This window comes from Parafannyhessea sp., from assembly GCF_051876455.1.
Classification (GTDB): domain Bacteria; phylum Actinomycetota; class Coriobacteriia; order Coriobacteriales; family Atopobiaceae; genus Parafannyhessea.
In genome coordinates this window covers 1-13,310 of the sequence record NZ_JBJEHW010000121.1, presented here as the reverse complement: position 1 = coordinate 13,310, position 13,310 = coordinate 1, and the positions used below count along the sequence as shown (strand labels likewise).

General features: G+C 69.3%; 15 protein-coding genes. 12 read left to right on the top strand and 3 right to left on the bottom strand.

Going from position 1 to position 13,310, the window contains the following annotated elements:
* Positions 1-255: 255 nt before the first annotated feature.
* Both ACI38Z_RS05490 and ACI38Z_RS05485 read left to right on the top strand, forming a co-directional pair.
* Entirely contained in the window at positions 256-1,512 is a 1,257-nt protein-coding gene (locus tag ACI38Z_RS05490) for an ATP-binding protein (protein WP_439789188.1), read from the top strand.
* A 245-nt stretch (positions 1,513-1,757) separates the two neighbouring features.
* Positions 1,758-2,207 (top strand): HpaII family restriction endonuclease, encoded by a 450-nt coding sequence (locus ACI38Z_RS05485; protein ID WP_439789187.1) that lies wholly within the window; start codon positions 1,758-1,760, stop codon positions 2,205-2,207.
* Positions 2,208-2,213: 6 nt separating this feature from the next.
* Here ACI38Z_RS05485 and ACI38Z_RS05480 read toward each other — a convergent pair whose 3' ends face one another.
* Genes ACI38Z_RS05480 through ACI38Z_RS05470 form a run of 3 tightly spaced genes read right to left on the bottom strand, consistent with a single transcriptional unit; the run spans position 2,214 to position 5,666 of the window.
* Positions 2,214-2,768, bottom strand: coding sequence for a cupin domain-containing protein (locus tag ACI38Z_RS05480; RefSeq protein ID WP_439789186.1), 555 nt, complete (start codon positions 2,766-2,768; stop codon positions 2,214-2,216).
* Positions 2,749-4,092 (bottom strand): amidohydrolase family protein, encoded by a 1,344-nt coding sequence (locus tag ACI38Z_RS05475; protein WP_439789185.1) that lies wholly within the window; start codon positions 4,090-4,092, stop codon positions 2,749-2,751. Before ACI38Z_RS05475 ends, ACI38Z_RS05480 begins: the two co-directional genes overlap by 20 nt.
* On the bottom strand, positions 4,089-5,666 hold the full coding sequence (locus tag ACI38Z_RS05470; RefSeq protein ID WP_439789184.1) for an adenosylhomocysteinase: 1,578 nt from the start codon (positions 5,664-5,666) through the stop codon (positions 4,089-4,091). The genes ACI38Z_RS05475 and ACI38Z_RS05470 overlap by 4 nt, the downstream gene beginning before the upstream one ends.
* 159 nt (positions 5,667-5,825) lie before the next feature.
* On the opposite strand from ACI38Z_RS05470, the gene ACI38Z_RS05465 reads away from it, so the two are divergent.
* From ACI38Z_RS05465 to ACI38Z_RS05420, 10 genes are all read left to right on the top strand, one after another.
* A complete protein-coding gene (locus ACI38Z_RS05465; protein ID WP_439789183.1) occupies positions 5,826-6,317 on the top strand; it encodes an S-ribosylhomocysteine lyase in 492 nt (163 codons plus the stop codon).
* A 9-nt stretch (positions 6,318-6,326) separates the two neighbouring features.
* Positions 6,327-7,025 carry a 5'-methylthioadenosine/adenosylhomocysteine nucleosidase gene (locus tag ACI38Z_RS05460; protein WP_439789182.1) on the top strand — a complete coding sequence of 233 codons (699 nt, stop codon included), beginning with the start codon at positions 6,327-6,329 and terminating at the stop codon, positions 7,023-7,025.
* A 4-nt stretch (positions 7,026-7,029) separates the two neighbouring features.
* On the top strand, positions 7,030-7,980 hold the full coding sequence (locus ACI38Z_RS05455; protein WP_439789181.1) for a biotin--[acetyl-CoA-carboxylase] ligase: 951 nt from the start codon (positions 7,030-7,032) through the stop codon (positions 7,978-7,980).
* 257 nt (positions 7,981-8,237) lie between these two features.
* Positions 8,238-8,825 carry a MarR family winged helix-turn-helix transcriptional regulator gene (locus ACI38Z_RS05450; RefSeq protein ID WP_439789180.1) on the top strand — a complete coding sequence of 196 codons (588 nt, stop codon included), beginning with the start codon at positions 8,238-8,240 and terminating at the stop codon, positions 8,823-8,825.
* A complete protein-coding gene (locus ACI38Z_RS05445) occupies positions 8,825-9,814 on the top strand; it encodes a beta-ketoacyl-ACP synthase III (RefSeq protein WP_439789179.1) in 990 nt (329 codons plus the stop codon). Before ACI38Z_RS05450 ends, ACI38Z_RS05445 begins: the two co-directional genes overlap by 1 nt.
* Positions 9,815-9,919: 105 nt before the next feature.
* Complete coding sequence (locus ACI38Z_RS05440; protein WP_439789178.1) at positions 9,920-10,153, top strand: phosphopantetheine-binding protein; 234 nt, start codon at positions 9,920-9,922, stop codon at positions 10,151-10,153.
* A gap of 44 nt (positions 10,154-10,197) precedes the next feature.
* The gene (locus tag ACI38Z_RS05435; RefSeq protein WP_439789177.1) at positions 10,198-11,142 is read left to right on the top strand and encodes a nitronate monooxygenase; all 945 of its coding nucleotides are present in this window, start codon (positions 10,198-10,200) and stop codon (positions 11,140-11,142) included.
* Positions 11,130-12,107 carry an ACP S-malonyltransferase gene (locus tag ACI38Z_RS05430; protein ID WP_439789176.1) on the top strand — a complete coding sequence of 326 codons (978 nt, stop codon included), beginning with the start codon at positions 11,130-11,132 and terminating at the stop codon, positions 12,105-12,107. The genes ACI38Z_RS05435 and ACI38Z_RS05430 overlap by 13 nt, the downstream gene beginning before the upstream one ends.
* A 3-nt stretch (positions 12,108-12,110) precedes the next feature.
* Positions 12,111-12,881 carry a 3-oxoacyl-[acyl-carrier-protein] reductase gene (fabG, locus tag ACI38Z_RS05425; protein WP_439789175.1) on the top strand — a complete coding sequence of 257 codons (771 nt, stop codon included), beginning with the start codon at positions 12,111-12,113 and terminating at the stop codon, positions 12,879-12,881.
* A gap of 34 nt (positions 12,882-12,915) precedes the next feature.
* On the top strand, positions 12,916-13,310 hold a 395-nt coding region (locus ACI38Z_RS05420), incomplete at its 3' end, for a beta-ketoacyl synthase N-terminal-like domain-containing protein (protein WP_439789174.1).

Below are 13,310 nucleotides of genomic sequence, written 5' to 3'. Positions count from 1 at the left end.
GGTGGAAAATCCACGTCGCATAGGGTGGAAAATCCACGCTGAGTTGGGTGGAAAATCTGCGTCGCATAGGTTGCAATTTCCACAACGAGATGGTTGCGAAATCCACAACGAGACAGTTGCGAAATCCACAACGCACACAGTGGGAAGCAACGCACTCTCGCATTTGAGCACATAAACGTATGTGTTTCGAGTTGTCACGCAAGATGGCGGTGGGGGTGGCCGATGTCTCAAGAGCCCGAAAGATATCTGCCAAGGTTGGTCGACAAGCGCATTGACAGGTACCTTCGCATCTTCGGTGGCGTGGAGATTGCTGGCGTAAGAGGCTGCGGCAAGACCAGCACCGCGCTCAGCCGCGCAAAGAGCGTGAGCTACGTGGAGAAGAACCTGGCCCTTGCGCAGGACGATCCTTCGGCGATGCTGGCGGGGGAGCGCCCGCACGTGATTGACGAGTGGCAGCGTGTTCCAGCCATATGGGACGTGGTGCGCCACGAGGTCGACAGGAAGCGTGGTCAGAGGGGCGCCTTCATACTGACGGGATCCTCCTCGCCTTTGGCGAGGGAGAAGAACGAGCTCCCACAGCACAGTGGGGCGGGACGCGTCGGACGCGTACGCATGCGCCCGATGTCGCTTTTCGAAAGCGGCGATTCCGTTGGGGCGGTTTCCCTGGCAGAGCTGTTTGATGGCAAGTTTGAGCCAGCCCAGGTAAAGACAACCTCGAAGGACCTAGTGAATCTCGCGTGCAGGGGTGGCTGGCCGGAAGCCATCGACCTTTCGGCTGAGGACGCACAGGAGATTGCGCGCGAGTACCTGCGCCGCTTCCGTACTATCACGGCGCCCTCCCAGGGCAAGGACCCAGAGACGATGAGGAGGATGCTCTTCTCGCTCGCAAGAAACCTGGGACAGGCAGCCACGTACAAGACGCTAGCGGCAGATGCCGGTGACGTCTCTGCGGAAGCGGTGCCAAGCGAAAGTGCGGTCTCCTCTTATCTCGAGCTCCTAAGGGCTTCTTACGTAGTCGACGAGGTTCCCGGATGGCTGCCCCCAGCGCGTTCCGCAAAGCGCATCCGCACCAAGCCAAAACGCTACCTCGCGGATCCGTCCCTTGCCGTGGCGCAGCTCGCGCTGCTGCCCGAGGCGCTCCTCGAGGACTGGCAGACGTTTGGCCTCGTGTTCGAGAACCTCTGCATTCGCGACCTGCAGGTCTATGCCGAGGCACAGGAGCTGTGCGGGGACGTTCCCGTGCGCTACTACCGCGACTCCGCGGGCCTGGAGGTCGATGCGATCATCGAGCTTGCGGACGGCAGGTGGGCGGCGTTCGAGATCAAGACGAGCGAGGTAAAGGTCCCCGATGGCGTGGCGAGCCTCAAGCGCCTGAGGAACAAGCTGACACAGAACCCGCGCGCTCGTGTGCGGCCGCCCGAGTTCATGGCGGTCATCACCGGCGTGTCCGAGTACGCGCACCGCGTCGAGGACGGAATCTACGCGATTCCCATTCGTGCGCTCACGGCGTAGAGCAAGTCCGGTACAGTATCAACAACTAAACCGTTGCTTACTTTATGGGGGTGAGTCCCACGAGCGAGAGGCGCCTAGCCGTGCGGGTTCGTGGCGCACGCTCGGACGAGGCCAACAACGCGTGCTGGATTCTTGAACGCGTGCGCCAGGCACTTCCGTCATGTCCCGCGGGCGAGAGGAACGATGCATTTCTTGATGTTTCCGACCCGCACACGGGCGCATTCCGGTGGTGCACGGAGTTTACGATGCTCGACACCACTTCGGGCTCACAGGCGTTTGTAGAGAACTGCGAGCTCATTAACCCACGTCTGCCCAGGGTGTGGCGGGAGGTCGTATCCGCACACTTCTCCCATGGGCAGTTCGACGGGGCCACCACCTCCATGCGGGAGGTTCGCGACTGGCTGATCGAGCGCAACCCGTGCGGCCTCACGCGTCCCGAGGCCAAGTATCCATACATGCTGAAGGAGTTCCTGCGTGCGTCGTGCTGCGGACTCACGGCAAGTACGTTGTGGGACGGGAGGAGTACGGTCAGCGGCGGTTTGCTTACGATTGACGCGGACGACAAGCTGGTCGCATTCGACGCGCTGGACAGCGAGACGTTCAGGTCATACCTGTTCGACCACTGCCGCATCGGATTCTCAGACACGTCCTCCGCGATGGACATCAACTTCCGAATCAGGTTCTCGAGACGTTAGCCGACCCTACTTCGCGAGCGAGAAGCCCGAGTACACAAAGCCTGGGCTCACCACGCAGGATGCGAGCGCGTCCTCGGTCGAGGGCACGGTGCGCTGCCACACGCCGGCGGGCACCACGAGCTGGGTGCATGCGTCCCGAGGGGCGTCCTGCCGGGAGGGCGCGTCCTTCTCGCCCGCGGGACCGGGTAGGTAGAGCGTGTGGCGCGTCGCGTGCTTGAGGTCCGGGGCGTCGCCCGTGCCCGCCAGCTCGAGCGTGATGGCGCCGGGGCCGTGCCAGAGCCAGAGCTCGTCGGCGTCCACCACGTGCCAGGCGCTCGCGTCGCCGGCAGGCAGCAGGAAGTAGATGAGCGAGGCGAGCGGGCGCGCGGAGGTGCTGTCCTCGCTGAGGTCGGCCGCGGAGGCGTCGCCCGTCGCGACGGTGGCCGACTGCCACGTGCGGCGGTACCAGCCGCCCTCGGGGTGCGGCGCGAGGCCGAGCGCGGCCACCAGGCCCTGCGCGTAGGGGCTGAGCTGGGCGGACGTGCGGTCTGCGGCGTTGCGGTCAGTTCCAGATGCGGTCATAGGCGACCCTTCCCTCGATGATGGTGGCGCGGCAGGTGCCGGAGCCGTGGCGCACGAAGCGCTCCATGGTGTCCTCGAGCGCCTGGGGCGACGACACGTCGACCGGCACGTCGAAGAACGCGAGGTCGGCCCGGGCGCCCACGTTGATCTGGCCGATGCGCTTGGGACCGCAGTTGAGGCCCATGGCCTCCGCGCCGCCCAGCGTCATCATGCGGATGAGCCGGTGCGAGAGGTCCGGGCCCTCGTAGCCCTGCGCGATGGCGATGTCGTACAGCATGGCGATGTCGTCCAGGACGTCGAGGCTGGGGCAGGACGAGAGCGAGTCCGTGCCGACGCAGAGGGGGTTGCCCTCCTCAAGGTAGCGCGCGACGGGGGCGTCCGCGCCGGTGCAGGTGACGCGGTTGGAGCGCGGGCACAGCGCCACGGAGACGCCGCGCTGCCGCAGGATCCTGCGGTCCTCGCGCGAGGCGTGGACGCCGTGGGCTATGTGGACGTCCGGTCCCAGGACGGCGAGCTGGTCCAGGAACTGGATGGCGCTTGCGCCGGCACCCGCGCGCTTGAGGTCGTTGAAGCTCTGCCACTCCGTGCGGTTCCACGCCCAGGACGTTTGGTTGGTGAGGCGCGAGGGCAGGTGGCCGGCCTCGGCCGGGGTCTCGCCCAGGTGGATGTGCAGGCGCATGCCCAGCTGGCGCGCGATGTCCGGCAGGTCGAGCAGCGGCCCCGAGCCCAGCGAGTACGGCGCGTGCGGGCTGATGCCCAGCTCCGTCACGCCCATCCTGCGGATCTGGGCGATGTGGTCGAGAAGGGCCTCCTTCCCGTGCTGCTTCCAGTCCTCGTTGTCCCAGTCCATCACCTCCCAGTACGCGATGCCGTGGAGCCCCTGGGAGAGGAGGGCGTCCGCGGCCTCCACGTCGCTCACGACGTCCGCCGCGGCCGTGATGCCGGCCTCGACCATCTGGCGCGCGCCCTGGTGCGACCACTCGCGCCAGGGCTTCTGCTCCGGGCTGTCGTATATCTTGTTGAACGCGAGCTCCCACGCGCGGAAGCTGGGGTACTCGCGCGAGCCCACGGATGCCATGCCCGTGTACTGCAGGTGCGTGTGCGCGTTGACAAGGCCGGGCGTGACGAGCCCGCGCCACGGGCGCACGTCCACCTGCTGCGCGGAGAGGCCGTCCTCCGTCAGCTTCTGCTCCACCCACGCGCGCGTGCCCACGTGCAGGATGCGGCCGTCGCGCACGGCGACGGCACCGCCGCAGATGACGGGCCCGGTCACGGGGATGACGAGCGGCGCGGCGTACAGGGTGGCCTTTGGTTGCTGGCTCATGGGAGCTCCCTTGGGTTGGGTGACGCGGGTGTGGCGGGTGTGGCGACGGCGTCCGAGAAGCGCGTGACGCGCCAATCGGGAACGAAGGCGGAGCCGTCCGCCGTGCCGGCTGCGGGGGCGGCGTCCAGCGTGACGCCGCGGGCCGCGAGCGCGAGCGTGGCGATGCGGCGGTCGGCCTGTGGCCCCAGGCGCAGGACCCGGTTGGGGAGGGTGCCGCGGTTGCGCAGCAGGTGCTCCACGGCCAGGAGCTGCACGGCAAAGCTCAGGTCCATTATCTGGATCGGGTTGCCGGGGCCCACGGCGTAGTTGACACCGTCGCCGGCGGCAAGCAGCTCGAGCGTCGGCCCCTGGGGAACGCGCAGCCGGGAGATGCCGTCCTTCTTGCCCGGAAGGATGGCGCCGCCTGCGGCGACCACCTGGTCGAGCGCGACCTCGTTGGCGATGCCGCCGATCACGACCACGCGGCAGCCATTGGGAAGGGTGCGCAGGAGGTCGAGCGGTAGCGTGTGGCGGACGCCCGTTGCGGAGACGACCATGTCCGCGGCGGGGAGGGCGTCGGTCGCGCGGGCGACCTCGAAGCCCGCAAAGCGCGCCTCGAGCGCGCGGACCGGGTCGAGCTCGACCACGGTGACGCGGGCGCCCAGCGCACGGACGCGGCGCGCGAAGCCCTCGCCCACGGGGCCGTAGCCCATGACGGCGACGCGCGCGTGGTCGAAGCAGCCCGCGCCCATGAGCTCGAGCGTGGTGGCGACGCAGGTCTCGCCCGTGCCGTGGCGGTTGTCGAAGCGGGTCTTGAGCCGCGAGTCGTTGACGGCGACCACCGGGAAGGGCAGCTCGCCCGTGGCCTGCATGGACTCGAAGGCGCGCACGCCGGACGTGGTCTCCTCCGCGACGCCCACGAGCTGGGGCAGGAGCGCAGGACGCTCCATCACGAGCAGCCGCGCGAAGTTGGCGCCGTCGTCTATCACCACGTTGGGCCGGATGCGGTCCATCAGGCGGAGCGCCCCCTCGCGCTCCTGCGCGGGGGTCCAGGCGGAGTTGGCCTCGATGGCGTAGCCGCGGGAGGCGAGCTCGTCCGCAATGTACTGGTGGCACTCGTGCGCGTGGCAGTAGACGCCCACGATGGCGCCGGCCTGCGCGAGGCGCTCCACGAGCACGGCCGTCTTGGGCTCCACGATGAGGCTCATGGCCACGCGCACGTCCCTGAGCAGGCCGTCCGCCGCGAGCTCCTTGGCGAGCGCGGCGGATACGGGCATGCCCTCGCGGGCGCGGGCCCAGGCCTCGGCGGCCGAGGGCTCCTCGTGGGCGGGCAGCTCCGGGTAGCGCAGGCGCGCGGCGGGGTCGGCCGTGGGGACGAGGCCCCACTCGGCCATGCGGAGGGCAAGCGCGCCCCGGTCCGCATGGAGGTCCTTCTCGCCCACGTAGACGGACGATCCCGCCAGCGACGAGTTTGTGGCCTGCGCCCATGCGCACGCCCAGTTGGCAAAGGTGTCTTGGGTGTCCGTGGCCCCTCCCTTGGTTGCGGTTGTCTGCCGTTCCGTGGCAGGCGTCGCGGCGGCCCGTCGGCCCGGCAAGGTTGCGGGGATTTATATGCGGGCGCGCGCGTGGCCTTAACGCGGCGGCACAAAGATAGTATCGTCATGTCGCATTGCGGGGTAATTTCACGCGCAATGAAAACACAGTGGAGAAGGACCGGCGCCGCGGTCGCGACGCCGTGCCAGAAGGGACCTACCATGGAGCAGATCGCAAGCTTTACCATCGACCACCTTCGCCTCGAGCCGGGCGTGTACGTGAGCCGCGTCGACCGCGACCCCAAGACCGGCGCCGTCATCACCACGTTTGACCTGCGCCTCACGGCTCCCAACCGCGAGCCCGTGATGGACACCGCCGCGGTCCACGCCATCGAGCACCTGCTTGCCACGTACTTCCGCAACGACGCCGAGTGGGCAAGCCGCGTGGTCTACTTTGGGCCCATGGGCTGCCGCACGGGCTTCTACCTGCTGATCTTTGGCGAGTGCACGCCGCAGGAGGTGCTGCCCCTGCTGAAGGGCGGCTTCGAGTTCGTGCGCGACTTCGAGGGCGAGATCCCCGGCGCCAAGCCGGCCGAGTGCGGCAACTACCACGACTCCGACCTCAACCAGGCCAAGTGGTGGGCGCGCCGCTACCTGGACAAGACGCTCAACGTGATCGACGACGCCCACATGAACTACCCGGGCACCATCTAGGGGGCGCGCGTGACGCTGGGAATCATCGGCGCGATGGACGTCGAGGTGGAGCAGCTCAGGGCGCACCTCGAGCGTCCGCACGCCACCGTCGTGAGCGGCATGGAGTTCTGCGAGGGAACGCTGTCCGGCGTGCCCGTCGTGGTCGTGCGCTGCGGCGTGGGCGGCACCAACGCCGCCATCTGCACGCAGACGCTCGTGCTGCGCTTTGGCGCGGACCGCGTGATCAACACGGGCGTCGCCGGCTCGCTGAGCGACGACGTGGACATCGCCGACGTGGTGGTGTCCTCCGACGTGGCCCACTACGACGTGGACGTGCAGAACCTGGGCTACCGTCCCGGCGAGGTGCCGGGCATGGGCGTGGTGGCGTTTCCCGCGGACGCCGGCCTGCGCGACGCCGCCGTGGCGGCCGTGCGCGAGGCCGCGCCCCAGGCCCACGTGTTTGTTGGCCGCGTGGCCTCCGGCGACCACTTCGTGCGCACGCAGGAAGAGAAGGACGCGATCGTGCGCGACTTTGGCGCGCTCTGCTGCGAGATGGAGGGTGCCGACATCGCGCACGCCTGCTACGTCAACCACGTGCCCTTCGTGGTGGTGCGCGCCATCAGCGACAAGGCCAACGGCGACGCCACCGACGTCTACCCCAATTTCGAGCGCAGCTCCGCGCTCCTGTGCGCCTCTGTGGTGGAGCGCATGGTCGCAGGCCTGGCGTAGCGGCGTGGCGGGCGCGACGGACATGCCGGGCGCGGGCGACCCGCGCGACACGAGGGGGACCTCCGGGGCGAGGACGGACCTTCCCGCCGTGGAGGTCCTCGACTCCTGCGAGTCCACCAACGACGAGGCCCGCGACCGCGCGCTCGCCGGCGCCCCGCATGGCGCGGCTGTCGCGGCGCACCGCCAGACGCTGGGCCGCGGCCGCAGGGGGCACGTGTGGGTTTCTCCCCCTGGGGGCCTGTACCTCTCCATCGTGCTACGTCCCGACGTGCCCGCGCGCGGCGACGCGGGCGAGAAGGACGGCCCCCTCGCCGACGACCGCGGCCTGGGGCTCCTGCGCGCGCTGCCCGTCGCGAGCGGACTCGGCGCGCTTGACGCCTGCCGCGCACTCGGTGCGACGGCCCCGCACCTCAAATGGCCCAACGACCTGGTCATATGCAACAGTGTCGACCGTGTGCGCAAGCTCGGCGGCATCCTGGTGGAGCTCTCCGCCTCGTCCGCGGGCGGCTTCGCCGTGTGCGGCATCGGCGTGAACCTGACGCGCCCCAGGGGCAACGGCATCCGCCCCGCGGCCGTGCGCGACGGGATGGTCGGCGCGTTCGAGCCCGCCTACCTGGGCGAGTGCCTGGACGGCGGCGCGCTTCCGGACTACGACGCCGTCGCAACAGCCTTTCGCGACGCGATCGTGTCCCGCGTGGACGCGTGGGCGGCGGGGCTCGCGGCCCGGCCCGGCAACGGTCCGCTGGCGCCGATTCTGGCCGACTACCAGGCATCTCTCTACAACCTTGGCCACAGGGTGCGCGCCGTGGCGACCGACGGCAGCCTGGCGGGGGAGGGCACGTTCCTCTCCGTCGACGCCTGGGGGCATGCCGTGCTGGGGCTTGCCGATGGCACGACGCTTGCGGTCGATTGCGAACGCACTTCTCTGCGGGACGCCTGGGCGAGTGCCCGCTAGTTCGGACCTGCTCACCTGAGTGGCTATCGAGCAAAGGTGGTCCGCCGTGTGCAGGTTCGGAGAAGTTCTTCTCGCCATGAGCTCAAAGTTGACAAGTCAACATTACCGCGTACACTACATTGCGTACACTGCGATAGTTAGATAGACTAACTAAAGGAAATCGGCCCGACTCACGCCGGACCCCACGGGCTTCCAAGCCCACCGTTCGCGCAGTCATGGCAGGTTCCGGTCAACGTCGTCACACGGGGGAGGCACTCGTGCCCAAGTCCTTTGAGCGGCATGCACAAGAGCTCGTGGTATCCTCTGACGCCCCTGCGGACCAAATCGACGTCAGCAACGGATACGACTTCATAGCCGAGATCTCGCGACTGCTCAGCAACACCTACGACTCCATCGACCGCCTCGAGACGCTCACGCAGCGCTCGCACGGGATCGACCTCACCGTCTCGGAGCTCAACCTCATCGAGGTGGTGGGCAGAAAGACGCTTCACAAGGACGCGACCATCGGCATGTCCGAGCTCGCGCGCACGCTGGACATCCGCGTCCCGTCCGCGACGGCAGCCGTCAACAGGCTCGTCAAGCGGGGCTACGTCCAGAAGAAGCGCGATCCCGAGGACGCGCGCCGCGTCAACGTGGTGCTCACGCGCAAGGGCGAGAAGGTCTTTCGCCTCCACGCGGTCTTCAACCGGCGCATGGCGCAGGAGGTCTCGGACGGGCTCTCTGTCTCCGAGCGCCGCGTCCTTCTCGACGGAATCAGGCGCCTCGAGCACTTCTATGCCAAGGCGCAGCAGTCGCAGCGCGAATACCTCAAGAAGATGTCTGTCTCGAAGGGAGGCAGGGGCTAGTGTCCTACACCATCATCGGCACGGGCTCGGCACTTCCCGCGCGCAGTGTGACCAACGACGAGCTCTCCACGTTCCTCGACACCAGCGACGAGTGGATCAGCTCGCGCACCGGCATCAGGGAGCGCAGGGTCTGCACCACGGAGTCCCTGGACGACCTGGGGGAGTCCGCCTCCAGGCGCGCGCTCGAGTCCGCCGGCATCGCGCCGCAGGACCTCGACCTCATCGTGTGCTCGACCACCACGGCCGACCACCTCATGCCCGCGGAGGCCTGCGCCGTCGCGGAGCGCCTCGGCGCCAGCTGCCCGGCGTTCGACGTGTCCGCCGCGTGCTCGGGCTTCGTGTTCGCGCTCGACGTCGCGGACGGCTACCTCTCGCGCGGCAGGGCCAAGACGGCGCTCGTCCTCTCGGCCGAGAAGTGCTCGCGCATCATGGACTGGGAGGACCGCACCACCTGCGTGCTCTTTGGAGACGCCGCCGCGGCGGTCGTCGTGCGCGCGGGAGGCGAGTCGCCGCTGTGGTGCCGCCTGCGCACCATCCCCAACGTTGCGGCGATCGACGTCCCCGGCGTCGCGGGCAACAGCCCGTTCGACTCCACCGTCGCGACCGCGCCGGCAAGCGCCATGACCATGCGCGGCCGCAGCGTCTACCGCTTCGCCGTCACGGAGGTCACCCGCGAGCTGCGCCAGATGTCGGAGCAGACGGGTGTGCCGCTTGACCAGATCGACCACTTCGTCCTCCATCAGGCAAACGAGAGGATCGTGGACGCCGTGGTCGAGCGCCTCGGCGTGGACCCGTCCCGCGCGGTGCTGAACCTCGCGCACACGGGCAACGTCTCGAGTGCCTGCATCCCGCTCGCGCTCGACGGCATGGCGCGCCGGGGCGAGCTCAGGCCCGGCGAGCTCGTGGCCCTCGTGGGCTTCGGCGCAGGGCTCGACGTCGCCTCCGCGCTCGTGCGCTGGGAGGCGGAACCAGAGGCAACCCCAAGCTAGTCGCATGCTCCACGGCGCGACACCGCGCCATCGCATAGGTAACCCGGGTGCCACAAGGGCGCCCTCGTACGCACCGGAGACGGTGCCCAAAGATAGGAGAGAACCATGGCAGAGTCCACCTTCGATCGCGTCGTCGCCATCCTCAAGGACCAGGAGGGCCTGGACGACGTCGAGCTCACCCGCGACACCAACCTCGCGAGCGTCGGCCTCGACTCCATGGCCACCGTCGAGGCGGTCATGGCCTGCGAGGACGAGTTCGGCATCGAGATCGACCCCGAGGCCAACCCGCAGACCGTGGGCGAGTTCGTCGACATCGTCGACGGCCTTCTCAACAAGTAGGCCCAAGGCCCAAAGCAAACGACAAGACTAAGGATTCAGCGCACATGATCAAGACCCCACTCTGTGACCTCGTGGGCATCGAGAAGCCCATCTTCCAGGGCGGCATGGCGTGGATTGCCGACGCGAGCCTCGCCGCTGCCGTCTCCGAGGCTGGCGGCCTCGGCATCATCTCCGCCATGAACGCCGGACCCGACTGGGTTCGCGAGCAGATCAGGGACGTCCGCACGCGCACGCAGAGGCCGTTCGGCGTCAACGTGATGCTCCAGAGCCCCTTCGCGGCCGACGTCGCCAAGGTCGTCGCCGAGGAGCGCGTGCCCGTCGTGGTCACGGGTGCGGGCAACCCCAGCAAGTACATGGCCGACTGGAAGGCGGCCGGCGTCAAGGTCATCCCCGTGGTGTCCTCGGTCGCCCTGGCCCGCCTTCTCGAGCGCGCCGGCGCCGACGCCTTCGTGGCCGAGGGCGGCGAGTCCGGCGGCCACATCGGCGAGCTCTCCACCATGGTCCTCGTGCCGCAGGTGGTCGACGCCGTCAAGGTGCCGGTCCTCGCGGCCGGCGGTATCGCGGACGGCAGGCAGGCCGCCGCGGCCTTCATGCTGGGCGCCCTGGGCATCCAGGTGGGCACGCGCTTCCTCGTGGCCCGCGAGTGCACGGTGAGCCAGGAGTACAAGGACCGCATCCTCAAGGCCAAGGACCTCTCCACCATCGTCACGGGCCGCAGCATGAACGGCGCCGTCAGGTGCCTCAAGACGCCCTTCTCGCAGGAGTTCGCGCGCATGGAGCGCGAGGGCGCCACGCCCGAGGAGCTCGGCAAGTTCGGCGCGGGGTCCCTCCGCAAGGCCGCCAAGGACGGCAACTACCAGGAGGGCTCGTTCATGGCCGGCGAGGTCGCCGCGATGGTGCACGAGGAGCAGACTGCCGCCCAGATCGTGGACGACCTGATGGACGGCGCCGAGGCCTGCCTCAAGGAGGCCACCAAATGGGTGAGGTAGCAGTCGCTGCGGGCGAGAAGGGCGCCTCCGCACGCGCACTTCCCAACGTCGCGTTCCTCTTCGCGGGCCAGGGCTCGCAGAAGCCGGGCATGGGACGCGAGCTCTCCGAGGCGTCCGCGGCCGCGAGGGCGGTCTTCTCCGCGGCGGACTCCGTCCGTCCCGGCACGAGCGCCCAGTGCTTCGCGGGCACCAAGGAGGAGCTCTCGCTCACCGTCAACACGCAGCCCTGCGTGCTGGCCGTCGACCTTGCCGCGGCCGAGGCGCTGCGCGAGCGCGGCGTGGTGCCCGCGGCCGTCGCGGGCCACTCCCTGGGCGAGCTGGGCGCACTGGCCTTTGCCGGCGCCCTCACGCCCGGGGGCGCGTTCCAGCTCGCGGTCGAGCGCGCGACGCTCATGACCGCGTGCTGCGAGGCGCATCCCGGCGCCATGCGCGCCGTGCTCAAGCTCGAGCCCGCCAAGGTGGAGGAGCTCGCGGCGCAGGCCGGCGAGGCGTGGGCGGTCAACTACAACAGTCCGCTCCAGACCGTGGTCGCGGGCTCGCCCGAGGCCTGCGCGACGCTGGACGGCCTGGTCAAGGCCGCTGGCGGCCGCAGCGTCAAGGTGGCCGTCTCCGGCGCGTTCCACAGCCCGTACATGGCGGACGCCACGGAAGGCCTCGCGGCGTGGCTCGACGGGCACCCGCTCGCGCAGCCCGCGATTCCGTGCTGGTCCAACCTCACGGGCAAGCCCTACGAGGGCGACGCCGCCGCGATGGCCCAGACCCTCTCGCGCCAGGTCTCGAACCCGGTGCGCTGGGTGGACGAGCTGCGCGGCATGCAGGCGGCCGGCATCGACACCTTCGTGGAGGTCGGGCCCGGCCACACGCTCACGGGACTCGTCAAGCGCACGCTCGAGGGCGTCACCGCGCTCTGCGTGGAGACCCCCGACCAGCTCGACGCGGCCGTGAGCCAGATCTTGGAGGCATAGCGCATGGATAGCAACAACACGACGGGCCAGGGGGACGCGGCGCGCAGGGTCGCGCTCGTCACGGGTGGCTCGCGCGGCATCGGCCGCGCCTGCGCGGAGCGCTTCGCGCGCGACGGCTACGACGTGGCCATCGTCTACGCCGGGAACGAGGCCGCCGCGGCAGAGTGCGTTGCCGCCCTCGAGCAGCTGGGCGCACGCGCCAAGGCCTACCGCTGCGACGTGTCCGACTCCGCGGCCGTCAAGGCCACGGTAAAGCAGGTCACGGACGACTTCGGCCCCGTCTGGGCGCTCGTGAACGACGCGGGCGTCACGCGCGACGGCCTGTTCGCGCGCATGCGCGACGAGGACTTCGACCGCGTGATCGAGGTCAACCTCAAGGGCACGTTCAACATGACGCGCGCCCTGGCCAGGAACTTCGTGCGACAGCGCGGCGGGCGCATCGTCAACGTGAGCTCCGTCGTGGGTCTGCACGGCAACGCCGGCCAGGTCAACTACGCCGCCTCCAAGGCGGGCGTCGTGGGCCTCACCAAGTCCGTGGCACAGGAGCTCGCGGGCCGCGGCGTCACCGCAAACGCCGTCGCGCCGGGCTTCATCGCGACGGACATGACGGACAAGCTCACGCAGGAGGCCCGCGACGGCTACGCCGCGCGCATCCCGCTGGGCCGCCTGGGCACGGCGGACGAGGTGGCCGAGGTCGTCGCGTTTCTCGCCTCGGACGCCGCGCGCTACGTGACGGGCGAGGTCATCAGGGTCGACGGCGGACTTTGCATGTAGACGGGGCGCTCATGCGCCCCAGAGGGGATATCACATGGATCGCAGGGTAGTCATCACGGGCATGGGGGCCATCACTCCCGTGGGCAACACCGCCCCCCAGAGCTGGGACGCGCTCGTCAGGGGCGAGTCCGGCATCGGGCCCATCACGGCGTTCGACACCACGGGCTTCCGCGTGAGCGTGGCCGCCGAGGTCAAGGGGTTCGACGCGGCCGCGGCCCTTGGCAAGTCCGTGGCGCTGCACAACGACCGCAACGTGCAGTTCGCGCTCGTGGCGTCCGACGAGGCCATGGCGTCGTCCGGCCTCGACGCCGAGGGCGCCATCGACCCGGAGCGCCTGGGCGTGTACGTGGGCTCGGGCGTGGGCGGCATCGGCACCACCGAGGCGCAGGTCAAGCGCCTGATGGACGGCGGCGCGCGCAAGGTGAGCCC